The sequence below is a fragment of the Streptomyces caniferus genome (assembly GCF_009811555.1).
Classification (GTDB): Bacteria; Actinomycetota; Actinomycetes; order Streptomycetales; family Streptomycetaceae; genus Streptomyces; species Streptomyces caniferus.
Genome location: NZ_BLIN01000005.1, coordinates 2344426 through 2367967, shown reverse-complemented (window position 1 = coordinate 2367967; position 23542 = coordinate 2344426). Strand labels below are relative to the sequence as shown.

General features: G+C 71.1%; 17 protein-coding genes. 8 read left to right on the top strand and 9 right to left on the bottom strand.

Annotated elements, in window-relative coordinates; translation table 11 throughout:
- Positions 1-154 precede the first annotated feature (154 nt).
- Positions 155-3310: an isoleucine--tRNA ligase gene (gene ileS, locus Scani_RS26995; RefSeq protein ID WP_159480414.1), complete on the bottom strand. Its 3156-nt coding sequence runs from the start codon at positions 3308-3310 to the stop codon at positions 155-157.
- A 627-nt stretch (positions 3311-3937) separates the two neighbouring features.
- On the opposite strand from ileS, the gene Scani_RS26990 reads away from it, so the two are divergent.
- From Scani_RS26990 to Scani_RS26975, 4 genes are all read left to right on the top strand, one after another.
- Positions 3938-4768 carry a TraR/DksA family transcriptional regulator gene (locus Scani_RS26990; RefSeq protein WP_159480413.1) on the top strand — a complete coding sequence of 277 codons (831 nt, stop codon included), beginning with the start codon at positions 3938-3940 and terminating at the stop codon, positions 4766-4768.
- Positions 4769-4889: 121 nt separating this feature from the next.
- A complete protein-coding gene (lspA, locus tag Scani_RS26985; protein WP_159480412.1) occupies positions 4890-5492 on the top strand; it encodes a signal peptidase II in 603 nt (200 codons plus the stop codon).
- 113 nt (positions 5493-5605) lie between these two features.
- Entirely contained in the window at positions 5606-6547 is a 942-nt protein-coding gene (locus tag Scani_RS26980) for an RluA family pseudouridine synthase (RefSeq protein WP_159480411.1), read from the top strand.
- A gap of 102 nt (positions 6548-6649) precedes the next feature.
- Positions 6650-8245 carry a Na+/H+ antiporter gene (locus Scani_RS26975; protein ID WP_159480410.1) on the top strand — a complete coding sequence of 532 codons (1596 nt, stop codon included), beginning with the start codon at positions 6650-6652 and terminating at the stop codon, positions 8243-8245.
- 39 nt (positions 8246-8284) lie between these two features.
- On the opposite strand, the gene Scani_RS26970 is transcribed toward Scani_RS26975, so the two are convergent.
- The gene (locus Scani_RS26970) at positions 8285-9376 is read right to left on the bottom strand and encodes a mechanosensitive ion channel family protein (protein WP_159482395.1); all 1092 of its coding nucleotides are present in this window, start codon (positions 9374-9376) and stop codon (positions 8285-8287) included.
- Between the two features lie 112 nt (positions 9377-9488).
- Here Scani_RS26970 and Scani_RS26965 point away from each other — a divergent pair, with 112 nt between their 5' ends.
- On the top strand, positions 9489-10100 hold the full coding sequence (locus Scani_RS26965; protein ID WP_174872755.1) for a dienelactone hydrolase family protein: 612 nt from the start codon (positions 9489-9491) through the stop codon (positions 10098-10100).
- A 31-nt stretch (positions 10101-10131) separates the two neighbouring features.
- Here Scani_RS26965 and Scani_RS26960 read toward each other — a convergent pair whose 3' ends face one another.
- The 6 genes from Scani_RS26960 to Scani_RS26935 all read right to left on the bottom strand — a co-directional run bounded on the left by Scani_RS26960 (position 10132) and on the right by Scani_RS26935 (position 16765).
- Positions 10132-11775, bottom strand: coding sequence for an alkaline phosphatase D family protein (locus Scani_RS26960; protein WP_159480409.1), 1644 nt, complete (start codon positions 11773-11775; stop codon positions 10132-10134).
- A 90-nt stretch (positions 11776-11865) separates the two neighbouring features.
- Positions 11866-12807, bottom strand: coding sequence for a thioredoxin domain-containing protein (locus tag Scani_RS26955; RefSeq protein WP_159480408.1), 942 nt, complete (start codon positions 12805-12807; stop codon positions 11866-11868).
- Positions 12808-12852: 45 nt separating this feature from the next.
- Positions 12853-13563, bottom strand: a complete 711-nt coding sequence (locus Scani_RS26950) for a hypothetical protein (RefSeq protein WP_159480407.1) — start codon at positions 13561-13563, stop codon at positions 12853-12855.
- Positions 13564-13687: 124 nt separating this feature from the next.
- On the bottom strand, positions 13688-14536 hold the full coding sequence (locus Scani_RS26945; RefSeq protein ID WP_159480406.1) for a thioredoxin domain-containing protein: 849 nt from the start codon (positions 14534-14536) through the stop codon (positions 13688-13690).
- Between the two features lie 99 nt (positions 14537-14635).
- Entirely contained in the window at positions 14636-15295 is a 660-nt protein-coding gene (locus tag Scani_RS26940) for a hypothetical protein (RefSeq protein ID WP_159480405.1), read from the bottom strand.
- A gap of 111 nt (positions 15296-15406) precedes the next feature.
- The gene (locus Scani_RS26935; RefSeq protein ID WP_159480404.1) at positions 15407-16765 is read right to left on the bottom strand and encodes a DUF2252 domain-containing protein; all 1359 of its coding nucleotides are present in this window, start codon (positions 16763-16765) and stop codon (positions 15407-15409) included.
- Positions 16766-16999: 234 nt separating this feature from the next.
- Between Scani_RS26935 and dnaE the strand changes: the two genes are divergently transcribed.
- On the top strand, positions 17000-20551 hold the full coding sequence (gene dnaE / locus Scani_RS26930; protein ID WP_159480403.1) for a DNA polymerase III subunit alpha: 3552 nt from the start codon (positions 17000-17002) through the stop codon (positions 20549-20551).
- Positions 20552-20628: 77 nt separating this feature from the next.
- Here the strand turns inward: dnaE and Scani_RS26925 are convergent, their stop codons facing one another.
- Positions 20629-20808 carry a hypothetical protein gene (locus Scani_RS26925; RefSeq protein ID WP_030085912.1) on the bottom strand — a complete coding sequence of 60 codons (180 nt, stop codon included), beginning with the start codon at positions 20806-20808 and terminating at the stop codon, positions 20629-20631.
- A 274-nt stretch (positions 20809-21082) separates the two neighbouring features.
- Here Scani_RS26925 and Scani_RS26920 point away from each other — a divergent pair, with 274 nt between their 5' ends.
- Together Scani_RS26920 and Scani_RS26915 are read left to right on the top strand one after the other, a co-directional pair.
- Positions 21083-22393 (top strand): NYN domain-containing protein, encoded by a 1311-nt coding sequence (locus Scani_RS26920; protein ID WP_159480402.1) that lies wholly within the window; start codon positions 21083-21085, stop codon positions 22391-22393.
- A gap of 161 nt (positions 22394-22554) precedes the next feature.
- The gene (locus Scani_RS26915; RefSeq protein ID WP_246296441.1) at positions 22555-23487 is read left to right on the top strand and encodes an ABC transporter ATP-binding protein; all 933 of its coding nucleotides are present in this window, start codon (positions 22555-22557) and stop codon (positions 23485-23487) included.
- Positions 23488-23542: the final 55 nt, after the last annotated feature.

Sequence of the window (23542 nt, the reverse complement as noted above, 5' to 3'; positions counted from 1 at the left end):
CGCACAGTCGGCAATCAGGGCCGGGCCCCGAGGGAACACTCCTTCGGGGCCCGGCCCTTTTGTGTGTACTTGTCCGTGGGGGCCGGGTGCCTGCGCGGGGACGACGAAGCCCCCCGGTGCGTGCCGCACCGGGGGGCTTTGCGGGCCGTGGTGGCTACGCCTTGCGCAGCTGGAAGGTGAGGGCCAGGCTCTCGTCGGTGAACGCGGGGCCGTAGGAACCGTCCGCCTCGCCGGGGGTGAAGTCGTCGGCGAGGACCTCGTCGGAGATCAGGCCGGTGTGGTCGGTCAGCGCCGTCCGCACCTCCTCGTCGGTGGACTGCCAGCGCAGCGCGATGCGGTCGGCGACGTCCAGCCCGCTGTTCTTACGGGCCTCCTGGATCAGCCGGATCGCGTCGCGGGCCAGGCCCGCCCGGCGCAGCTCCGGGGTGATCTCCAGGTCGAGGGCGACCGTGGCACCGGCGTCGGAGGCCACCGACCAGCCCTCGCGCGGGGTCTCGGTGATGATGACCTCGTCGGGGGCGAGCGAGACGGTCTCCCCGTCGACCTCGACGCTCGCCGTGCCGTCGCGCAGGGCCAGCGAGAGCGCCGCGGCATCCGCGGCGGCGACGGCCTTGGCGACCGCCTGGACGCCCTTGCCGAACCGCTTGCCGAGGGCCCGGAAGTTGGCCTTGGCGGTGGTGTCGACCAGGGAATCGCCGCCCCCGCGACCGGAGGCGGAGTCGGCCAGCGAGGCCAGCGAGCTGACGTTGAGCTCCTCGGCGATCTGTGCGCGCAGGTCCTCGGGCAGGCCGGCGAAGCCGTGGGCCGCCACCAGCGCACGGGACAGCGGCTGGCGGGTCTTCACCCCCGACTCGGCACGGGTGGCACGGCCCAGCTCGACCAGCCGGCGCACCAGCTGCATCTGGCCCGACAGCTCCGGGTCGATGAGCGCCCGGTCGGGGACCGGCCAACTGGAGAGGTGGACGGACGCCGGGGCCTCCGGCGCGACCGGGACGACCAGGTCCTGCCAGACCCGCTCGGTGATGAACGGGGTGAGCGGGGCCAGGAGACGGGTGACGGTCTCGATGACCTCGTGGAGCGTGCGCAGCGCGGCGGCGTCGCCCTGCCAGAAGCGGCGGCGGGAGCGGCGGACGTACCAGTTGGAGAGGTCGTCGACGAAGGACGACAGCAGCTTGCCGGCCCGCTGGGTGTCGAAGGACTCCAGGGACTCGGTGACCTGCTCGACCAGGGTGTTCAGCTCACCGAGCAGCCAGCGGTCCAGCAGCGGGCGGTCGGCCGGGGCCGGGTCGGCGGCGGACGGCGCCCACTGGGAGGTGCGGGCGTACAGCGCCTGGAAGGCGACGGTGTTCCAGTACGTCAGCAGCGTCTTGCGGACGACTTCCTGGATGGTGCTGTGGCCCACCCGGCGGGCGGCCCAGGGGGAACCGCCGGCGGCCATGAACCAGCGGACCGCGTCGGCGCCGTGCTGGTCCATGAGCGGGATCGGCTGGAGGATGTTGCCCAGGTGCTTGGACATCTTCCGGCCGTCCTCGGCGAGGATGTGACCGAGGCAGACCACGTTCTCGTACGAGGACTTGTCGAAGACGAGCGTGCCGACGGCCATCAGGGTGTAGAACCAGCCGCGGGTCTGGTCGATGGCCTCGGAGATGAACTGCGCCGGGTAGCGCTTCTCGAACAGCTCCTTGTTGCGGTACGGGTAGCCCCACTGCGCGAACGGCATCGAGCCCGAGTCGTACCAGGCGTCGATGACCTCGGGGACGCGGGTCGCGGTGCCCTGGCACGTCGGGCAGGCGAAGGTGACCGCGTCGATGTACGGGCGGTGCGGGTCCAGGCCCGACTGGTCGGTGCCGGTCAGCTCGGTCAGCTCGGCGAGCGAGCCGACGCAGGTGAGGTGGTTCTCCTCGCAGCGCCAGATGGGCAGCGGGGTGCCCCAGTAGCGGTTGCGGGACAGCGCCCAGTCGATGTTGTTGTTCAGCCAGTCGCCGAAGCGGCCGTGCTTGACCGACTCCGGGAACCAGTTGGTGTTCTCGTTCTCCCGCAGCAGGGCGTCCTTGACCGCGGTGGTGCGGATGTACCACGACGGCTGGGCGTAGTAGAGCAGCGCGGTGTGGCAGCGCCAGCAGTGCGGGTAGCTGTGCTCGTAGGCGAGGTGCCGGAAGAGCAGGCCGCGGGCGTCGAGGTCGGCGACCAGCGCCTCGTCGGCCTTCTTGAAGAACTGGCCGCCCACCAGGCCCAGTTCCTCCTCGAACGTGCCGTCCGGGCGGACCGGGTTGATCACCGGCAGGCCGTACGCCTTGCAGGTCCTGAGGTCGTCCTCACCGAAGGCCGGGGCCTGGTGGACGAGGCCGGTGCCGTCGTCGGTGGTGACGTACTCGGCGTTGACGACGATGTTGGCGCCGTCGAGCTCGACGAGGCCGAAGGGGCGCTCATAGGCCCAGCGCTCCATCTCGCGGCCGGTGAAGGACTCGCCGGTGGCGCTCCAGCCCTCGCCGAGGGCCTTCTCCAGCAGCGGCTCGGCGACGACCAGCTGCTCGGTGCCGTCGGTGGCCACGACATAGGTGACGTCGGGGTGCGCGGCGACGGCGGTGTTGGAGACCAGCGTCCAGGGGGTGGTCGTCCAGATGAGCAGCGCGGCCCGGCCGGCCAGCGGGCCGGACGTCAGCGGGAGGCGGACGAAGACCGAGGGGTCGACGACGTTCTCGTAGCCCTGGGCCAGCTCGTGGTCCGACAGGCCGGTGCCGCAGCGCGGGCACCAGGGGGCGACACGGTGGTCCTGGACCAGCAGGCCCTTGCCGAAGATCTCCTTCAGCGACCACCACACCGACTCGATGTAGTCGGGGTCCATCGTGCGGTACGGGGCGTCCAGGTCGGTCCAGTAGCCCATGCGGGTCGTGAGCTCGGCGAAGGCGTCGGTGTGGCGGGTCACCGACTCGCGGCACTTGGCGTTGAACTCGGCGATGCCGTACGCCTCGATGTCCTTCTTGCCGTTGAAGCCCAGCTCCTTCTCCACGGCCAGCTCGACCGGGAGGCCGTGGCAGTCCCAGCCGGCCTTGCGGTCGACGTGGTAGCCCTGCATCGTGCGGAACCGGGGGAAGACGTCCTTGAAGACGCGCGCCTCGATGTGGTGCGCGCCGGGCATGCCGTTGGCGGTCGGGGGGCCCTCGTAGAAGACCCACTCGGGCCGTCCCTCGGACTGCTGGAGGGTACGGGCGAAGATCTTCTGCTCCTGCCAGAACTCGAGCACGGCATGCTCGAGCGCGGGAAGGTCTACCTGGGCGGGTACCTGGCGGTACTGGGGCTGCGGACTCATCGGGGGCTTCCTCCGGCGGACACCTGCTGCGTTCTCCGTCCGGAGGGACGAGAGCCTGCGCTCCCGCGGTACCACCCTCCTTGGCGGTGTCGCTGCACCGCCCCCTCATTGGGGTCGCGCTGCCGGTTCTACTCGCGCCGCGGGTGCTGTGCGGGCTTTCTTCCGGCGGCTCCGGGGTGATCTTCGCGTCGCGCACACCCCCGGGCTCCCACCGTCCCCGGGTCGCTGCTGGCTGCGTACGGCGCTACTCGTCCCGTCAATGCCTCTCGCTCGGCCCAGTGTACGGGGCCGAGCCGTCGGTGGCCGACCGGATTTCCGGCGACCGGGGGAGGGTCCGGACCCCGGGGCACCGTACGGGGGCGCCGCCGGCTCCCGCCGTGCCGTGGCCCGGCCTCGCGCCGCCGCTGCGAGCCGGGGCGCGCCGTGACCCGAATGGCGAGCAGACGGGTGCCGCGCCGAGGGCCGGACGACCGCCCGTGGAGCGGGGCACGGACGAGGCGGACCGGACGTCCGGGGCGGGCGGCGGGTCCCGGAGGGCGGTGCGTCCCGTTGCCGCGTGGCGTGCGGCGATTTATCGTTCCCGTCACGATTCGCGAACAAAGTCACCTAGGTGAAGGGGTCGCGGCCATGGTGGCGAAGAAGACCGCCGCGGAGAAGAGCACGACGCCTGCCGACGAGGCCGTCGCGAAGCAGCCTGCACCGAAGAAGACAGCGCCGAAGAAGGCCGCGGCCCGGAAGACGGCGGCCGGCACGACGGCGCCGGGGACGGCCACGGCCAAGAAGGCCACGGCCAAGAAGGCCACGGCCAAGAAGGCCACGGCCAAGAAGGCCACGGCCAAGAAGGCCACGGCCAAGAAGGCGGCCGCGAAGAAGCCGGCCGCGAAGAAGCCGGCCGCGAAGAAGACCGCGAAGAAGACCGCGAAGAAGGCTCCGGCCAAGACGGCCGCGGTGCCCGCTAAGAAGACGGGAGCCAAGACGGTGGTGGCGAAGAAGACTGCGGCCTCAACGGCCAAGGCCCACGGCGACGACTCCGCGGTGCCCATGGCCCGGGTGGCCGCGGCGCCGGGGGAGCTCGCCGTACGGCCCGGCGAGGAACCCTGGACGCCCGAAGAGGTCGCCGCGGCGCGGACCGAGCTGATGGAGGAGACCACGCGGCTGCGCCTGGAGATCGTCTCGGCCGAGGACGCCATCGCGGGGCTGATGCGCGACTCCGGTGACGGCGCGGGCGACGACGAGGCCGACACCGGCACCAAGAACATCACCCGCGAACACGAGCTGGCGCTGGCCTCCAATGCCCGCGAGATGCTCCACCAGACCGAGCGGGCCCTCGGCCGGCTGGACGCGGGCACCTACGGGCTCTGCGAGAACTGCGGCAACCCCATCGGCAAGGCGCGGATGCAGGCCTTCCCGCGGGCGACGCTGTGCGTGGAGTGCAAACAGAAACAGGAGCGGCGCTGAGGCGGCCGGGAACTGTCGTGGACGGCACCCGAACTGCCCGCCCCCGCAGGTGTGTGCCGTACTCTCGTGGTTCAGCCGGGCATGGCCCGGCCGTGGACACAACGGGCTGAGGGACTCACACGTGGCAGAGGCGGAACGCATCACCGGCACGCCGGAACCCGAGCGGGGTTCCGGAGCGGATTCCACGGCGGAATCCGAGGGGGGAGAGGCGGTGACGCCGGAGAAGGACACCGTCCGGGGCAAGCGGCGGATCACCGCGCTGCTGCTGGTCGCGCTCCTCGTCTACCTGCTCGACCTGGGCAGCAAGCTGCTGGTGGTCGCGAAGCTGGAGCACCATGAGCCCATCCAGGTCATCGGGACGCTGCTGCAGTTCACCGTGATCCGCAACCGCGGCGCCGCGTTCAGCATGGGCGAGGCACTGACGATCTTCCTCACCCTCATCGCGGTGGCGGTGATCGTGGTGATCGCCCGGATCGCCCGCAAGCTCTACAGCCTGCCCTGGGCGATCGCGCTCGGGCTGCTGCTCGGCGGCGCCTTCGGCAACCTCACCGACCGGCTGTTCCGCTCGCCGGGGGTCTTCGAGGGCGCGGTGGTCGACTTCATCGCCCCGGCGCACTTCGCGGTCTTCAACCTCGCCGACTCCGGGATCGTCTGCGGCGGCATCCTGATCGTGATCCTTTCCTTCCGCGGGCTCGACCCCGACGGGACCGTCCACAAGGACTGACCGGCCCGCAGGCCGCGCAGGGGCCGACCGGCCCCGACCGCGCTGACGGGCCGTCCGGGGCCGGGTCCCGGCCGCCGGGCAGGGCACCATGGTGGGACTGCCATACTCGTGGGGTGAGCACCATTCCCGAGATCCGCACCCTGCCCGTACCGGACGGCCTGGAGGGCGAGCGCGTCGACGCCGCGCTGGCCCGGATGTTCGGCTTCTCCCGTACGAAGGCGGCCGAGCTCGCCGCCGCCGGCAAGGTCCGGGTCGACGGCTCCGAGGTGATGAAGTCCGAGCGGGTGAGCGGCGGCGCCTGGCTGGAAGTCGAGATGCCGCAGGCCGCGCCGCCCGTGGAGATCGTCGCCGAGCCCGTCGAGGGCATGGAGATCGTCCACGACGACGACGACATCGTCGTGATCGTCAAGCCCGTCGGCGTCGCCGCGCACCCCAGCCCCGGCTGGACGGGAACGACCGTCATCGGCGGTCTGGCCGCGGCCGGCTACCGCATCTCCACCTCCGGCGCCGCCGAGCGCCAGGGCATCGTGCACCGCCTCGACGTCGGCACCTCCGGCCTGATGGTGGTCGCCAAGTCCGAGCGCGCCTACACGCTGCTCAAGCAGCAGTTCCGCGAGCGTACGGTCGACAAGCGCTACCACGCCCTGGTCCAGGGCCACCCGGACCCGATGAGCGGCACCATCGACGCCCCCATCGGCCGGCACCCGCAGCACGACTACAAGTGGGCGGTGACGGCCGAGGGCAAGGCCTCCGTCACGCACTACGACCTGATCGAGGCGTTCCGCGCGGCCAGCCTGCTCGACATCAAGCTGGAGACCGGCCGCACCCACCAGATCCGGGTGCACATGTCGGCGCACCGCCACCCCTGCGTCGGCGACCTGACCTACGGCGCCGACCCCACCCTCGCCAAGCGCCTGGGCCTCACCCGGCAGTGGCTGCACGCCATGCGGCTGGGCTTCGAGCACCCCTCGGACGGCCGCTGGGTCGAGTTCGAGAGCGCCTACCCGGACGATCTGCAGCAGGCCCTCGACACCGTCCGCGACGAGAGCAACTGATCCGGCGGGGATCGCGCGGGAGCCGACACGGCGGGCAACCGCCCTCGTCGTGGCACGCTGGGGTCGGCAAATGATCGAATCCGACCCCGGAGCGTAGCCACCGTGGACCAGCTGGCTCTGATCTTCGTCCTGTTGCTCGGAGCCGTCGTCATGGTTCCGGTCGGCGACCGGCTGGGGCTTCCGTCACCGGTGCTGATGACCGTCGCCGGCGCCGTCCTGGCACTGCTGCCGTTCGTGCCCAACGTCGAGGTGCCGCCCGAGTTCATCCTGCCGGTGGTGCTGCCGCCGCTGCTCTACGCGGCCGTGCAGCGCACCTCCTGGCGGCAGTTCACCGCCAACCTCCGGCCGATCTTCCTGCTCGCGGTGGCGCTGGTCTTCGCCACCACCGCCGCGGTCGCCGCCGTCGCCCAGGCGGTGGTGCCGGGGATGCCGGTGGCCGCCGCGGTCGTGCTCGGCGCGCTGGTCGCCCCGCCCGACCCGGTCGCCGCGACCGCCGTCGCCGGCAAACTCGGGCTGCCCCGCCGGATGGTCTCGATCCTGGAGGGCGAGGGGCTGTTCAACGACGTCACCGCCATCGTGCTCTACCACGTCGCGCTCACCGCGGCGGTCAGCGGAACGTTCTCGGTGCCCGTCGCGGTCGGCCAGCTGGTGCTCTCCGCGGTGGTCGCCATAGCGGTCGGCCTGCTGCTGGGCTGGGTCACCAACAAGCTGATGGGGCTGCTCGGCGACCCGACGCTGCAGATCGGTCTGACGCTGCTGGTGCCGTTCGTCGCCTACGTCCTGGCCGAGAACTTCCACGGATCCGGTGTGCTCGCGGTGCTGACCTGTGCGCTGTTCCTGGCCGAGTACGCGGTCGACCCGGACGACGTGATGGGCCGGCTGGCCGGCTACACCTTCTGGGAGGTCGTCGACACCCTGGTCACCGGGGTCGCCTTCGGGCTGATCGGCCTGGAGCTGCACAACATCTTCGGGGCGGCCTCCCACCGCTGGGGCCAGCTGCTCGGCGCCGGCGCCGCCGTCGTCGGGGTGGTCGTCGGCGTCCGGCTCCTGTGGCTGCTGCCCGCCGCCTGGCTGGCCAAGCGGATGCACAAGCGCCGCGACTACGACGAGGAGATCCCGATGAGCTGGCGGGAGACGCTCATCATGTGGTGGTCGGGGATGCGCGGGGTGGCCTCGGTGGCGCTGGCGCTGGCCATTCCGTACGCGATCGACGGCGGCAACGACTTCCCGGCCCGCGACGACATCCTCTTCATCGCCTTCGCGGTGGTGCTCTCCACCCTCCTCGTCCAGGGCCTCACCCTGCCCTGGCTGGTGCGCAGACTGCGGGTGCGGGCCGACACCGACGTCGTCGACGCGCTGGAGCGGGAGCTGGCGATCCGGGTGATCAAGGCGTCCAAGCGGCGCCTGAAGGAGATCCTGGAGGTCGAGGAGCTGCCCGACGAGGTCAGCGAACAGCTGGCCCGCCGGGCGCACGACATCGGCGCCCGGATCGCGCCGGACATCGTCGACGACGAGCGGCGCGAGCTCTTCGACAAGCGCATCACCCGGCTGAAGAAGGTGCACCGCATCCAGGGCGAGATGCTCTCGGCCGCCCGGCACGAGGTGCTGGCGGCACGCAGCGAACCGGGCGCCGACCCGGAGATCGTCGACCGGGTGCTGCGGCATCTGGACATGCGCAGCCTGCGGGGCGCGCCCTGAGGCCGCGCCGGGCGTCGCGACGGCCGGGCCGGCCGGCGCTCAGTCCTGCGCGGACCGCGCGCCCGGCTCCTCGCCCCGCTCCAGTGCGGGGGTGGCCGGCGGCGCCGCGACGGTGGTGACCCGCGGCAGCGCGTAGGCGTGCTCGGCCTGCAGCCACTCCAGCAGCCGCTCGCGGACCTCGCAGCGCACCGTCCAGAGGGTGTCCGAGTCCCGGGCGGTCACCAGCGCCCGCACCACGATCGTGGACGGGGTGGTGTCGGTGACCACCAGGCTCCAGGACCTGCCGTCCCACTCCGGGCACTCCTGGAGGACCTCCAGCAGCCGCTGGCGCATCTTCTCCACCGGCGCGCTGTGGTCGAGGTGGAAGAAGACCGTGCCGGTCATCTGCGCACCGCCGCGCGACCAGTTCTCGAACGGCTTGCCGGTGAAGTACGACACCGGCATGGTGATCCGCCGCTCGTCCCAGGTCCGTACGGTCAGAAAGGTCAGCGTGATCTCCTCGACGCTGCCCCACTCGCCGTCCACGACGACGGTGTCCCCGATCCGCACCATGTCGCCGAACGCGATCTGCAGCCCGGCGAAGAGATTGCCGAGGGTGGACTGGGCGGCGATACCGGCGACGATGCCCAGCAGCCCGGCCGACGCCAGCATGGAGGTGCCGACCGCCCGCATCGCCGGGAAGGTCAGCAGCATCGAGGCGGCCGCGACGACGATCACCACGGCCGTCACCACCCGCTGGATCAGCGTCACCTGGGTCCGTACCCGCCGCACCCGCGCCGCGTCCCGGGCGCCGGCGGCGTAGCGCGAGTACGACGACTCGACGATCGCCGCCGCGGCCCGGACGGCCAGCCAGGCGGTGGCCGCGATCAGGACCAGGGTCAGCGCCTGGCCGATGCCCGCCGCATGTTCCTTGACCGGATCCAGGCCCGCGTGGTCGAACGAGCCGCGCAACAGGGCCGCGCAGAGGGCCACTTGCAGCGGTATCCGGCAGCGGCGCAGCAGTCCCCACAAGGGGGTCTCCGGATGGGCCGCATCGATCCGGCGCAGTGCCCGGTCGGCGAGCCAGACCAGAATGAGCGCGAGCAGGACCGCGCCGCCGATGACGACGACCGGACGCAGGACGTCCTCCAAGGACACGATTCTCCTCCTCCATGGGGTGCGAGGGGCTGTGGTGTGCTGGTACCCGGTCCCCATGACCGTAACTGGCACGATGGGGGCAGATCGATCCAACTTCAGGGAAGTGATGTCAGTGCCGGCCTCCACCGAGTCCTCGACCAGCGGACTTTCGACGATTGTCCTGATTCATTCGGTGTGCGGGCTGCGTCCCGCGGTGCACGCGGCGGCGGACCGGCTGCGCGCCGCGGGGCACGAGGTGATCGTCCCCGATCTGTTCGACGGCCGGACCGCCGACTCGGTCCCGGACGGCATTCTCATCAAGGACGAGATCGGCAAGGACGAGCTGCTCAAGCGCGCCGTCATGGCCGTCGCGCCCTACTCCGACCGCGGGCTGGTCTACGCCGGTTTCTCCTTCGGCGGCTCGGTCGCCCAGAACCTCGCCCTGGGCGACGAGAAGACCCGGGGGCTGCTCCTGCTGCACGGCACCTCCGACATCGCGGAGGGCGCCGTCGCCGACGACCTGCCGGTGCAGCTGCATGTCGCCGACCCCGACCCGTACGAGCCGCACGACTGGCTGAACGCCTGGTATCTCCAGATGCGCCGGGCCGGCGCGGACGTAGAGGTCTTCCGCTACGCCGGCGCCGGCCACCTCTTCACCGACCCCGATCTGCCCGATTACGACGCGGAGGCGGCGGAGAGCGCCTGGAAGGTGGCGCTGGGCTTCCTCGCCGAGCTGTGAGCCGAACGGCCCGCCGGGCCGGGGCGGAGTCCTAGACGAGCGGCTGTTCCGCGCGCTCCACCTGCTGGGTGCCGGACCGGGTCCGGTACGAGCGCAGCAGGGTGCTGGTGGCGTTCGGATCCGTCTTGTCGGAGATGCCGAAATAGTCCATCTGTGTCCGCTCGGCGGTGACGTCCAGGACCCCGTAGCCGTGCGAGTCCATGTCCAGCCACTTCACATGCCGGTTGGCGGCCTTGATGGCGGCGACCCCGGCCAGGGAGAGGGTGTGCGGGGCGACGTGCAGGAAGTCGTCCACGTTGTCGGAGGTGACGGAGGTGACCACGAACTCCGTCGCCACCGCCCGGTTGGCGGGGTAGGTCGCGGCCTGGAGCGGTACGTCGTTGGCCCAGGCCATGTGGATGTCGCCGGTCAGGAACACGGTGTTGTCGATACCGCGGTCGCTGAGGTGGCTCAGCAGCTCGCGCCGGTCGTCGGTGTAGCCGTCCCACTGGTCGGTGTTGATCGCGAGGCCCTCCTTGGGTATCCCGAGGATCTCGGCGAGCGGTCCGAGCAGCTTCGCGGGGACGGCGCCGAAGGCGACCTGCGAGATCATCACCGAGGTGCCGACCAGCCGCCAGGCGGTGTCCGAGCGCTCGAGTCCGGACTTGAGCCAGTCCAGTTGGGCGCGGCCGGTGATCGTACGGTTCGGGTCGTCGACCTCACCGCTGCCCGGCTTGGCCTGGGCGTCGCGGAACGAGCGCAGATCCAGCAGATGCAGATCGGCGAGGGTGCCGAAGCGCAGCCTGCGGTAGGTGGTGCCGGCGATCGAGGGGCGCACCGGCATCCACTCGAAGTAGGCCTGCTTCGCGGCGGCCATCCGCGCGGACCAGGGGCCCTCGGTGTCCGCCGTGTGGTTGACCGCACCGCCCTTCCAGGCGTTGTCGGCGAACTCGTGGTCGTCCCAGATGGCGATGACCGGGTGCGTGGCGTGCATGGCCAGCGCGTCCGGGTCGGTCTTGTGGACGCCGTGCCGGATGCGGTAGTCGGCGAGCGTCAGCAGCTCATGGGCGGGGGAGTGCGGGCGGACGACGTACTTGAAGTCCGGGTACTCGCCGGACTTGTACTCGTAGAGGTAGTCGCCGACGTGCAGCACCGCGTCCAGTTCGGTGCGGGCGGCCAGGTGCCGGTAGGGGGAGAAGTAGCCGGACTCCCAGTTGGCGCAGGAGACCACGCCGAAGCGGATGTTGCCCGCCGCGGTGTCGTGGGCGGGGGCGGTACGGGTCCGGCCGACGGGGGAGTGCTGCCCGTCGACGGTGAAGCGGTAGTAGTAGTGGGTGGCCGGGCGCAGGCCGCGGACGTCCGCCTTGACGGTGTGGTCGGAGGCGGCGGAGGTGGTCAGGGTTCCCCGTGCGACGAGGGACGCGAAGCCCTTGTCGGTCGCCACCTGCCAGCTCACCTTGGTCGCCGGTCCGCGGCCGGAGCCGGGGGTCGCCGCCGGGGTCGGCGTGACCCGGGTCCACAGCAGGACGCCGTCGGGGAGCGGGTCCCCGGAGGCGACTCCGTGCTGGAAGAACGAGCCCTGGTCCGCGGCCCCTTGGGCGTGTGCGGTGGCGGCGCCGGCGAACGGCAGAAGTGCGGCGGTGGCGGCTACGGCCGTGACGGCTGTGCGGCGCGAGATCTGGTCATGATCGGTCACGGCCGATCACCTTACTGGCCGGTAAACGGACCTGGGAGGGCGATTTCCGGTATCCCCGAGAAATTCGCCCTCCCGTTGTCCGAAAGGCGCTCAGTGGGCGCCCGAGGGATCCTTTTCGCCCTCGCGGATGCCCTTCGCGCCACCTTCGCCCGTGCTGCCGCCCTTGCCCCGGTCCCCGCCGGCCGACCCCTTCGCCGGGCCGAACTCCTTGTCGATCATCTTCTTGAAGTTGGCCTGGGCCAGCTGGTTGTACTGCGCCTGCGTCATCTGCTGCTGCGGCACCTGCGGCATCACCAGCTTCTTGTCGCCGTGCATGAACGACGGTGTGCCCTTGATGCCCTTGCGCCCGAACAGCGCGGTCATCTCCATCGCCCAGCGGTCGTAGGTGCCCTTCTTGACCGCCGCGGTGAACGCCTTGTCGTTCTTCAGCTCCGGCACGTCGGCGGCGACCTTGAGCAGCTCGGAGTCCTTGGCGTAGAGGTCCTCGCGCTCGTCGGGGTGGTACTTGGCCGAGTACAGCGCCGACTTGTACTTCAAGAACGCCTCGGGGCTGACGTTCAGCGCCGCGCCCAGCGCGCTCAGCGCGTTCTTCGAGCCCTCGCCGCCGCCCTGGGCGTCGTCGATGAAGGTGTACATGGTGAAGCGGGCCCGGTACCGGCCGTCCTCGATGTCCTTGACCAGGGCCTTGCCGCTGCTCTGCTCGAAGGCGGCACAGGCCGGGCAGCGGACGTCCTCGAAGACCTCCAGGGTCTGCTTGGCGTTCTTGTCGCCTATCAGGATCTCGGTGCCGTTCTTGCCCTGGGTGTGCGCGGGCGTGACGAGCTTGGCCTCCTTGGCGGCCTCCCAGCCCGTGGGCTCATTGGCCTTCATCACGGCGTAGCCGATGCCGCCGGCCACCGCCAGGACGCCGATCACCGCGCCCGCCGCCGTCAGTTGGCGGCGCAGCCTCTCCTTCTTCTTCTGGCGTTCCCGCTCGGCCCGGATGCGTTCACGGGCCGCGGTCTTGTTGGCCAGGTTGTTGCGGTTGCTCATGGGTGGTGGGGTCCCCTCGAGGTCGTGCCGGCTTCGGTGTGCTGGTCAGGCGCTGGCCGGGCGGGGCGGGCCGCGGCGCCGTACGCAGTGCACGAGGAGGGGGAGCGGGCGGGCCGGCGGCAGCGGGTGCAGCGGCCGGATCCGCCGGCGGGGCGGGGCGGGGGCGGCGGTGCGCACCGCCGCCGCGGTGCGCAGGGGGCGGAAGGCACCGGCCGCGGCGGCGCGCAGCAGGGCGTCCAGCGCGGCGTCCGCGCGGTGCAGCCAGGCCGCGGCCAGCAGGCCGACCGCGACGTGCGCGGCGAGCAGCAGCCAGGGGGCCGCCGGCGGAACCGGCGGCAGCGGTGAGCTCGGATGGGCGGCCAACCGGGCCAGCGGGGTGCCCCATTCGCCGCCGCCGCACAGCAGGTGGACGCCGACCGAGCGCAGCGGGCCGGTGACCGGGCCGCCGGCCGGTCCGTAACAGGTGTGCTGCCCGGCGGTGAAGACGGTGTCGGCGGCCAGCTCCAGCGGCACCAGGAGCGCGGCGACGGCGCCGAAGCCGCGCTCCCGGCCGGTCAGCGCATACGCAGCGGCGAAGACACCGGCGCAGATCGCGGTGACCCAGGCGGGCGGCAACGGGGCGTGCGAGAGCAGGACATGGGAGGTCGCGGACAGGGTGGTGCACAGCACGGTGAACAGTGCCGCCCGCACCGTCCTGAGCTGGGTCCCCGGCGCGGCCGCCGGCCGGGCCCCGGGACGTACTCCCGTCGCCTGCATGCCGGGAGTCTGCCATGTACACGGCGCAAGCCCGGGTCAAGATTTGGCATCGGCCGGCGTGCGGGGAGCACGCCGGCCGAGAGGCGGGGGACGCGGCCCGGCCGGGAGGGGCGGGCCGCCTGCGTCACTTCTTCAGGGCCTTGTCCACCATGGAGTTGAAGGCGGCCACGCTGGACGGCGCCACCTTGCCCTGCGGGCTGTCCGTGCCCAGCACCGTGTCGTCGAGCTTGATCGTCGGCGTGCTGGTGACGTCCTTGACCGCGCTGAAGGCGTCGGACATCTCCAGCGCCCACCGGTCGTACGTGCCCGACTTGACGGCCTTCTGGAAGGCCGCGTTGCCCTTGAGGGCCGGGACGGTGTCGGCGACCTTGATCAGGTAGCTGTCGTCGGCGAACTTGTCCGGGCCGGTCTCGTCCGGGTGGAACTCCTTCGAGTACAGCGCGTACTTGTACTTCAAGAAGGCGTCCGGGCTGACGTTCAGGGCCGCGCCCAGTGCGCTCAGCGCCTCCTTGGAGCCGGTGCCCTTGAGGTTGGCGTCGAGGAACGTGCCCAGGTGGTAGGACGCCTTGTACTTGCCGTCCTCGATGTCCTTCTCGACGGTGGCGCCGACGGTCTGCTCGAAGGCCGCGCAGCCGGGGCAGCGCGGGTCCTCGAAGAGGTTCAGGGTGTTCTTGGCGTCCTTCTTGCCGACGACGACCGTGGTGCCGTTCTTGCCGCTGGTGTTCTGGGGCTTGACCAGCGGGGCCTTCGCGGCCTTCGCCCAGTCGCCGCTGCCCCCGCTGGCGGCGGAACTGCCGCCGCCCATGTTGGAGACCGCCACCCCGATACCGCCGGCGATCGCCAGGACGCCGACGATGGCACCGCCGACGATCAGCTGCCGGCGGAGCCGGTCCTTCTTCGCCTGCCGCTCACGCTCGGCGCGCAGCCGCTCGCGGGCTGCCTGCTTGTTGGCCTGGTTGTTGCGGTTGCTCATGACTGTTCCTGCTCCGTGGAGATCCGTGGGTCGTCGGATGCGTGCTGTCGAGGGCGTACGCGCGCGGCGCGGGCGTACGCGGGCCGCGTGGCCGAAGGCTCAGGCGGCGAGCGCGCAGGGCGGCCCGCGGCGCACGACGCAGTGCACCAGCAGGGGGAGGGCACGGGCGGGGCGCCCGGACCGTACGGGGGCGGGCGCCGGGCGGCGCGGTGCGGTGGCGGCGCCGATGACCGCGACGGCGACCAGCAGCGGGCGGAAGGCGAAGCCCGCCACCGCGCCCAGCAGCCGGCACAGCGCGGCCTCGCCGCGGCGCAGCCAGCCCGCCGCCAGCAGCGCGGTGCACACATGCGCCGCGAGCAGCACGAGCCAGGTGACCTGCGGGGTGACGTCCTCGTGGGACAGCCGCGCCAGCGGTGATCCCACGGGGTCGCCACCGCACAGCAGATCCACGCCCAGCGAGCGCAGCGGACCGGCGACCGGGCCGCCGGCCTCCCCGTAACAGGTGTGCTGCCCCAGGCTGAAGACCAGATCGGCGGCGAGTTCCAGGGGGACCAGCAGCGCCGCGATCCGCCAGAAGCCGCGCTCCCGGCCGGCCAGCGCATAGGCGAGGGCGAAGACGGCGGCGCAGAGCGCGGCGACGGTGGTCAGCGGCAGCGGCATACGGGACAGCAGCACATGCGACGCCGCGGACAGCGTCACGCACAGCGCCGTGAAGAGCGCCGCGCGCAGTGCCCGCAGGTGTGCCGCCGAGATGTCCATTGCAGCCGAGTGTGCCATGGGGTGGCATAAGCCGCGGCTAAGGGGGTCCGAAGCCGTACGCACCGCACCATACGGTGCGTACGGGCACGCCTCGGACCCGCCGCCGAGCCCCTACAGGCCCGGGATCCGGCCGTTGCGGAAGAGGTCCACGAAGATCTGGTGGTCGGCGCGGGCGCGGGCGCCGTAGGAGTGCGCGAAGTCCACCAGCAGGGACGCGAAGCCCTCCTCGTCGGCCGCGATGGCCGCGTCGATGGCCCGCTCCGTCGAGAACGGCACCAGCGAGTGGCCGCTCTCGTCGTCCGCGGCGGCGTGCATGGTCGCGGTGGCCCGGCCCAGGTCGGCGACCACGGCCGCGATCTCCTCCGGGTCGTCGATGTCCGACCAGTCCAGGTCCACGGCGTACGGCGAGATCTCGGCGACCAGCTGGCCCGCGCCGTCGAGTTCGGTCCAGCCCAGCCACGGGTCGGCGTGGTCCTGCAGGGCGCGCTGCGAGATCACCGTGCGGTGGCCCTCGTGCTGGAAGTAGCCGCGGACCGCGGGGTCGGTGATGTGCCGGGAGACGGCCGGGGTCTGCGCCTGCTTCATGTAGATCACGACGTCGTTCTCCAGGGCGTCGCTGTTGCCCTCGAGCAGGATGTTGTACGAGGGCAGACCGGCCGAGCCGATGCCGATGCCGCGGCGGCCGACCACGTCCTTGACGCGGTAGGAGTCCGGGCGGTCCAGGCTCGACTCCGGCAGCGTCTCCAGGTAGCCGTCGAAGGCGGCGAGGACCTTGTAACGGGTCGCGGCGTCCAGCTCGACGCTGCCGCCGCCCGCCGAGAAGCGGCGCTCGAAGTCGCGGATCTCCGTCATCGAGTCCAGCAGCCCGAACCGGGTCAGCGAGCGGGCGTCGCGCAGCGCGCCCAGCAGCGGTCCCTCGGCGGTGTCCAGGGTGAAGGGCGGCAGCTCGTCCCGGTCGGAGCTCTTGGTCCCCGGGGCCAGTGCGTGGATGCGCTCCCGGTAGGCGGCGGCGTAGGTGCGCACCAGGTCGGTGATCTGCTTGTCGCTGAGCGCCTTGGCGTAGCCGATCAGCGCGACCGAGGCGGCGAACCGCTTGAGGTCCCAGGTGAACGGCCCGACGTACGCCTCGTCGAAGTCGTTGACGTTGAAGATCAGCCGGCCCGTGGAGTCCATGTACGTGCCGAAGTTCTCGGCGTGCAGATCGCCGTGGATCCACACCCGGCCGGTCCGTTCGTCCAGATACGGGCCGCTGTCCTTGCCGCCGTCCTCCTGCGCGGCCTCCAGGTCCCGGTAGAACAGACAGGCCGTGCCCCGGTAGAAGGCGAAGGCGGAGGCGGCCATCTTCCGGAATTTCACGCGGAAGGCCGCGGGGTCGGCGGCGAGCAGCTCCCCGAAGGCGGTGTCGAAAACGGCGAGGATTTCCTCGCCGCGCTGCTCGGCGTCCTGCGCCGGGGCGTGCTGGGACGGCATCGCTGGGTGCCTCCTGAGGTGCGGAAGGGAGTACGGAGAGCCGTGGCGGAGCCCGTCGCGGATCTGCCACTGACAACGCGCGAGGCTACTCGTCGGTGCCCGGCGATTGTCAGTCAGGAGTCGTAGACTTCGAGACCGTCTCATCCATCCGTCGCCGGCCGTCCATCCGCGGTCCGGCCGCCGCCCCTCGCCGAGGCGCTTCGCGCCGCTTCGTACTTCTGGAGGTCCTCCGCCGTGGCAGCCTCGTCCAGGCCCCCCTTCACGCACCTGCATGTCCACACCCAGTACTCACTGCTGGACGGTGCGGCGCGGCTGTCGGACATGTTCAAGGCGTGCAACGAAATGGACATGACGCATATCGCCATGTCCGACCACGGCAACCTCCACGGCGCGTACGACTTCTTCCACTCGGCGAAGAAGGCCGGGGTGACGCCGATCATCGGCATCGAGGCGTATGTGGCGCCGGAGTCGCGGCGCAACAAGCGCAAGGTCCAGTGGGGCCAGCCGCACCAGAAGCGCGACGACGTCTCGGGCTCCGGTGGCTACACGCACAAGACGATCTGGGCGGCGAACAAGACCGGTCTGCACAACCTCTTCCGGCTGTCCTCGGACGCGTACGCCGAGGGCTGGCTGACGAAGTGGCCGCGGATGGACAAGGAGACCATCGCCCAGTGGTCCGAGGGCCTGATCGCCTCCACCGGCTGCCCCTCCGGTGAGCTGCAGACCCGGCTGCGGCTCGGCCAGTTCGACGAGGCGCTGAAGTCCGCGTCCGAGTACCAGGACATCTTCGGCAAGGACCGGTATTTCCTGGAGCTGATGGACCACGGCATCGAGATCGAGCGCCGGGTCCGCGACGGCCTCCTGGAGATCGGCAAGAAGCTCGACATCCCGCCGCTGGTCACCAACGACTCGCACTACACCTACGCCCACGAGTCCACGGCGCACGACGCGCTGCTGTGCATCCAGACCGGCAAGAACCTCTCCGACCCGGACCGCTTCCGCTTCGACGGCACCGGCTACTACCTCAAGTCCACGGACGAGATGTACGCCATCGACTCCTCGGACGCCTGGCAGCAGGGCTGCGCCAACACCTTCCTGGTGGCCGAGCAGATCGACACCGACGGGATGTTCGAGAAGCGCGACCTGATGCCGAAGTTCGACATCCCGGAGGGCTTCACCGAGGTCACCTGGTTCCAGGAGGAGGTCCGGGTCGGCATGCAGCGCCGCTACCCGGGCGGTGTCCCCGAGGACCGGCAGAAGCAGGCCGAGTACGAGATGGACATCATCATCCAGATGGGGTTCCCCGGCTACTTCCTCGTGGTCGCCGACTTCATCATGTGGGCCAAGAACAACGGCATCGCGGTCGGCCCCGGCCGAGGTTCCGCGGCCGGTTCGATCGTGGCGTACGCCATGGGCATCACCGACCTCGACCCGATCACGCACGGACTGATCTTCGAGCGGTTCCTCAACCCCGAGCGCGTCTCCATGCCCGATGTCGACATCGACTTCGACGAGCGCAGGCGCGTCGAAGTGATCCGGTATGTGACGGAGAAGTACGGCTCCGACAAGGTCGCCATGATCGGCACCTACGGCAAGATCAAGGCCAAGAACGCCATCAAGGACTCCGCGCGCGTCCTCGGCTACCCCTACGCCATGGGCGACCGCCTCACCAAGGCCATGCCCGCCGACGTCCTCGGCAAGGGCATCGACCTCAGCGGCATCACCGACCCCCAGCACCCGCGCTACAGCGAGGCGGGCGAGATCCGGGGGATGTACGAGAACGAACCGGACGTGAAGAAGGTCATCGACACCGCCAAGGGCGTCGAGGGCCTGGTCCGGCAGATGGGTGTGCACGCGGCCGGCGTGATCATGTCCAGTGAGCCCATCGTCGACCACGCCCCGCTCTGGACGCGGCACACCGACGGCGTGACCATCACGCAGTGGGACTACCCCCAGTGCGAGTCGCTGGGCCTGCTCAAGATGGACTTCCTGGGCCTGCGCAACCTCACGATCATGGACGACGCGGTCAAGATGGTGAAGGCCAACAAGGGCGTCGACCTGGAGATGCTCTCCGTACCGCTCGACGACCCCAAGACCTTCGAGCTGCTCTGCCGCGGCGACACCCTCGGCGTCTTCCAGTTCGACGGCGGCCCGATGCGTTCGCTGCTGCGGCTGATGAAGCCCGACAACTTCGAGGACATTTCCGCCGTCTCGGCGCTCTACCGTCCCGGCCCGATGGGCATGGACTCGCACACCAACTACGCGCTGCGCAAGAACGGCCTCCAGGAGATCACCCCGATCCACCCGGAGCTGGAGGAGCCCCTCAAGGAGGTCCTCGGCCTCACCTACGGCCTGATCGTCTACCAGGAGCAGGTGCAGAAGGCCGCCCAGATCATCGCCGGGTACTCCCTCGGCGAGGCCGACATCCTCCGCCGCGTCATGGGCAAGAAGAAGCCCGAGGAGCTGGCGAAGAACTTCGTGCTCTTCCAGGAGGGTGCCCGCAAGAACGGCTTCTCCGACCAGGCGATCCAGGCCCTGTGGGACGTCCTGGTCCCGTTCGCCGGCTACGCCTTCAACAAGGCGCACTCCTCCGCGTACGGCCTGGTCACCTACTGGACCGCCTACCTCAAGGCCAACTACCCGGCCGAGTACATGTCCGCGCTGCTGACCTCGGTGCGCGACGACAAGGACAAGTCGGCGGTCTACCTGAACGAATGCCGCCGCATGGGCATCAAGGTGCTGCCGCCGAACGTCAACGAGTCCGAGGCCAACTTCGCCGCCCAGGGTGACGACGTGATCCTCTTCGGCCTCACCGCGGTCCGCAACGTCGGCCAGAACGTCGTCGACTCGATCATCCGCAGCCGCAAGGCGAAGGGGAAGTACCTCTCCTTCCCGGACTACCTCGACAAGGTCGACGCGGTCGTCTGCAACAAGCGGACCACCGAATCCCTGATCAAGGCCGGCGCGTTCGACGAGATGGGCCACACCCGCAAGGGCCTGACGGCGCACTACGAACCGATGATCGACAACGTCGTCCAGGTCAAGCGCAAGGAGGCCGAGGGGCAGTTCGACCTCTTCGGCGGCATGGGCGACGACAGCGCGGACGAGGGCCCCGGCTTCGGTCTGGACGTGGAGTTCTCGGACATCGAGTGGGACAAGACCTACCTCCTCGCCCAGGAGCGCGAGATGCTCGGCCTCTACGTCTCCGACCATCCGCTCTTCGGCCTGGAACACGTACTGTCCGACAAGGCGGACGCCGCCATCGCCCAGCTGACCGGCGGCGACTACTCCGACGGTTCGATCGTCACCATCGGCGGCATCATCTCCGGCCTGCAGCGCAAGATGACCAAGCAGGGCAACGCCTGGGCGATCGCCACGGTCGAGGACCTGGCCGGCTCCATCGACTGCATGTTCTTTCCGGCGACCTACCAGCTGGTGTCCACCCAACTCGTCGAGGACACCGTGGTCTTCGTCAAGGGCCGCCTCGACAAGCGCGAGGACATCCCGCGGCTGGTGGCCATGGAGATGATGGTCCCCGACCTCTCGGAGGCCGGTGCCAACGCCCCCGTGACGATCACCATTCCGACGGTCAAGGTCACCCCGCCGATGGTCGAGAAGCTCGGCGAGGTGCTGAACAGCCACCGGGGCGCCACGGAGGTGCGGATCAAGCTGCAGGGGGCGCGCAAGACGACCGTGCTCCGACTGGACCGGCACCGGGTCACGCCCGACCCGTCGCTGTTCGGTGATCTGAAGGTGCTGCTCGGCCCGTCCTGCCTGGCGGGCTGATCCGCGGGCTCCGGCCCTGCCAACCCCGAGGGGCGCGCCCGAAGTGGACGCGCCCCTCAACCTCTGTACGGCGTGGATCAGTTGTGACCGAAGCGCCGCTGGTGCTTACGCGCAACATCTGCCGGGCTGCCCTGCGCCTGCGACCGCGACTGGGACTGTGCCTCCAGGCTCGCCTTCTGTGCTTCCTGCTGGCCGCGCTCGGCCGCGGATGCCGTCTTCTGCTGCTGACTGCGGTCCTGCTTCTTGTCCTTGGCCATGATCGTGCCTCCTGAGGGGGGAATCTGGGATCGGGGCCGGAACCCAGACTTACATGGCGGACAGACCGCTGCATTTCGGGTAATTACCCTGCGTTATACGGTTGATCACGCGCTGTACTCGAGATCCCCGCCGAATCCGCCACGCCGATGATCGAGTTCGGGCAGATAACGCCCGTAGGGTCGGGCAGACTCGAAGCACAACCGAAGAGAACTCGTGCCACGGGCCGAGCCGGGGGGCGACCGGACATCAGCACCTCAGGGAAGAGGGTGGATCGTGGATCGCTGTGTCGTCCTGGTGGACGCCGGGTATTTGCTCGGCGCCGCGGCGAGCCTGCTCGCCGGAGAGCCCGCCCGTTCCCGGATCACGGTGGATCACGCCGCCCTCATCCAGGGCCTGCGCCAGCGCGCCGAGGCGGACACCGAACGTCCGCTGCTGCGGATCTACTGGTTCGACGGCGCGCCCGACCGCGTCCCGCAGCCCGAGCACCGGCGACTGCGGGTGATGCCCCGGGTCACCGTCCGGCTGGGCGCCCTGACCCGCAGCGACGGACGCTGGGCGCAGAAGGGCGTGGACGCCGCGATGCACGCCGAGCTGACCGAACTCGCCCGTAACCGCGCCTGCTCCGACATCGTCCTGGTCACCGGCGACGGCGACCTCCTGCCCGGCCTGATGTCGGCGAAGGAACACGGCGTCGCGGTCCACCTGTGGGCCGTCCAGGCCGCGGACGGCGACTACAACCAGTCCGAGGACCTGGTCGCCGAGGCCGACGAGCGGCGGGTGCTGGACCGGACCTGGATCACCCGCGCGGTGCGCGCCAAGGAGCTCGGCGGCCCCTGCGCGCCGCCGCCGGTACCGCGCCCCGAGATCGCCGCGATCCTCTCCGCCCCGCTGCCCGAGTCCGCGGTCGCGGCGGCTGCCGCCGCGGCGGCAGCCGCCACCGGCCCGGAGTCCGTCGAGCACGCCCGGGAGCGCAACGGCGCCAACGGCGTCTCCCGGCCACCGGCCGGCACCGAGGGCGCACCGGCCGCCGACGACGAGCCCGGCGCAGTGGGCTCCAGGGGCGTCCCCACCCCCAAGGACCTGGCCGGGCTCGGCCGGGCCCACGCCGCGGGCCAGGGGGCCGCGGGTGCCGGCGGCTCCGCCCCGCAGGCACCGGCGGCCGGCGCCACCCTGCGCTGGTCGTCCGACAAGGGCTGGGTCGAGCGCGGCGGGCCGGTCGGCGAGCCCTCCGAGACCGCGGCCCTGCCCACCCTCGCCCAGCTCACCAGCGCCGAGCAGCGCTGGGCCGACCGCGAGGAGGACATCACCGCCGTCAGCGGCGACCCCTTCGAGGTCGGCCAGGTCTTCGCCCGCCGCTGGACCGACCGGCTCTCCGACACCACCCACCTCCAGCAGCTGTCGACGGAGTACCCGCGCATCCCGCACCGGATCGACGGTGAACTGCTGCGCTACGCCGCCCGGTTCGGCCTGCTGGCCCACAAGGACGATCAGATCGACGAGCACGACCGCTATGCGATCCGGGCCGGATTCTGGCGCGAGGTCGATCTGCGGACGGCCGCCGAGCACGCTCCGGCAGGCGACTGACCGGCCCGACGGCAGCCTCCTTGGGCCCGCCCGCCGAGCCCCGCGGCCCGGAGGCGGGCCGGGGACGCGTACCCTCATAGCTCGTGAGGACGGGCGCAAAACAGGTGGAGCGCGGGGTGCCGGTGTGCGCCGTGCGGGACCTGGTCAAGACGTACCCCGCGATGCGCGGGCGCCGCGGGGCGGCACGGGCGACCGCCGTACGCGCCAACGACGGCATCACCCTGGACGTGCGCCGCGGCGAGATCTTCGGGCTGCTCGGCCCCAACGGGGCCGGCAAGTCCACCCTGGTCCGCCAGCTGACCGGACTGCTGCGCCCGGACTCCGGCAGCATCTCCGTACTGGGCCACGACCTGGTGCGTCACCCGGAGCGGGCCGCCCGGCTGCTGGGCTACCTGGGCCAGGAGTCCACCGCCCTGGACGAGATGACGGTCGCGCTGGCCGTGGAGACCACCGGACGGCTGCGCGGGCTCGGTGCCCGCGAGGCGCGCGCCGAGCGGGACGACGTGATCGGCGAGCTGGGCCTCGGGGACCTCACCGGACGGGCCCTGAAGAAGCTGTCCGGCGGGCAGCGGCGGCTGGCCTGCCTGGCCACCGCGCTGATCGGCGAGCGGCCGCTGCTGGTGCTGGACGAGCCGACCACCGGGATGGACCCGGTCGCACGGCGCGCCGTGTGGGCCGCGGTGGACCGGCGCCGGGCCGAGCGCGGCGCCACGGTGGTGCTGGTGACCCATAACGTCCTGGAGGCCGAGAGCGTGCTCGACCGGGTCGCGGTGATCGACCGGGGCCGCGTCATCGCCTGCGACACGCCCGGCGGACTCAAGGAAATGGTGAGCGAGGAGGTCCGGCTGGAGCTGGTGTGGCGCGACCGCCCGCCGCTGGAGGTGCCCGAGGTCGCCGTCCTCGAAGCCGTCGCGCACACCTCCGGCCGCCGCTGGACCCTGCGCCTGCCCGCCGACCGCGCCCGGTCCGCCGTGGCCGCGGTCACCGCGGGACCCGCCTTCGCGGCCCTGGACGATTTCACGCTGGCCACGCCCAGCCTGGAGGACGTGTACCTGGCCCTGGGGGGCCGGGCGGAGGGGCTGGTCAAGGCGTGAAGAGCGGGACGGCGTGAACGGGGACCGCCGCGGCGGACGTAAGGAAGACCACGGG

Excerpts from the sequence above, each read along its gene's own strand:
- ileS (WP_159480414.1), bottom strand. The coding sequence starts at position 3,310 with ATGAGTCCGCAGCCCCAGTACCGCCAGGTACCCGCCCAGGTAGACCTT.
- Scani_RS26990 (WP_159480413.1), top strand. The coding sequence starts at position 3,938 with ATGGTGGCGAAGAAGACCGCCGCGGAGAAGAGCACGACGCCTGCCGAC.
- Scani_RS26965 (WP_174872755.1), top strand. The coding sequence starts at position 9,489 with ATGTCAGTGCCGGCCTCCACCGAGTCCTCGACCAGCGGACTTTCGACG.
- Scani_RS26955 (WP_159480408.1), bottom strand. The coding sequence starts at position 12,807 with ATGAGCAACCGCAACAACCTGGCCAACAAGACCGCGGCCCGTGAACGC.
- Scani_RS26950 (WP_159480407.1), bottom strand. The coding sequence starts at position 13,563 with ATGCAGGCGACGGGAGTACGTCCCGGGGCCCGGCCGGCGGCCGCGCCG.
- Scani_RS26945 (WP_159480406.1), bottom strand. The coding sequence starts at position 14,536 with ATGAGCAACCGCAACAACCAGGCCAACAAGCAGGCAGCCCGCGAGCGG.
- Scani_RS26940 (WP_159480405.1), bottom strand. The coding sequence starts at position 15,295 with ATGGACATCTCGGCGGCACACCTGCGGGCACTGCGCGCGGCGCTCTTC.
- Scani_RS26935 (WP_159480404.1), bottom strand. The coding sequence starts at position 16,765 with ATGCCGTCCCAGCACGCCCCGGCGCAGGACGCCGAGCAGCGCGGCGAG.
- Scani_RS26925 (WP_030085912.1), bottom strand. The coding sequence starts at position 20,808 with ATGGCCAAGGACAAGAAGCAGGACCGCAGTCAGCAGCAGAAGACGGCA.
- Scani_RS26915 (WP_246296441.1), top strand. The coding sequence starts at position 22,555 with ATGCGCGGGCGCCGCGGGGCGGCACGGGCGACCGCCGTACGCGCCAAC.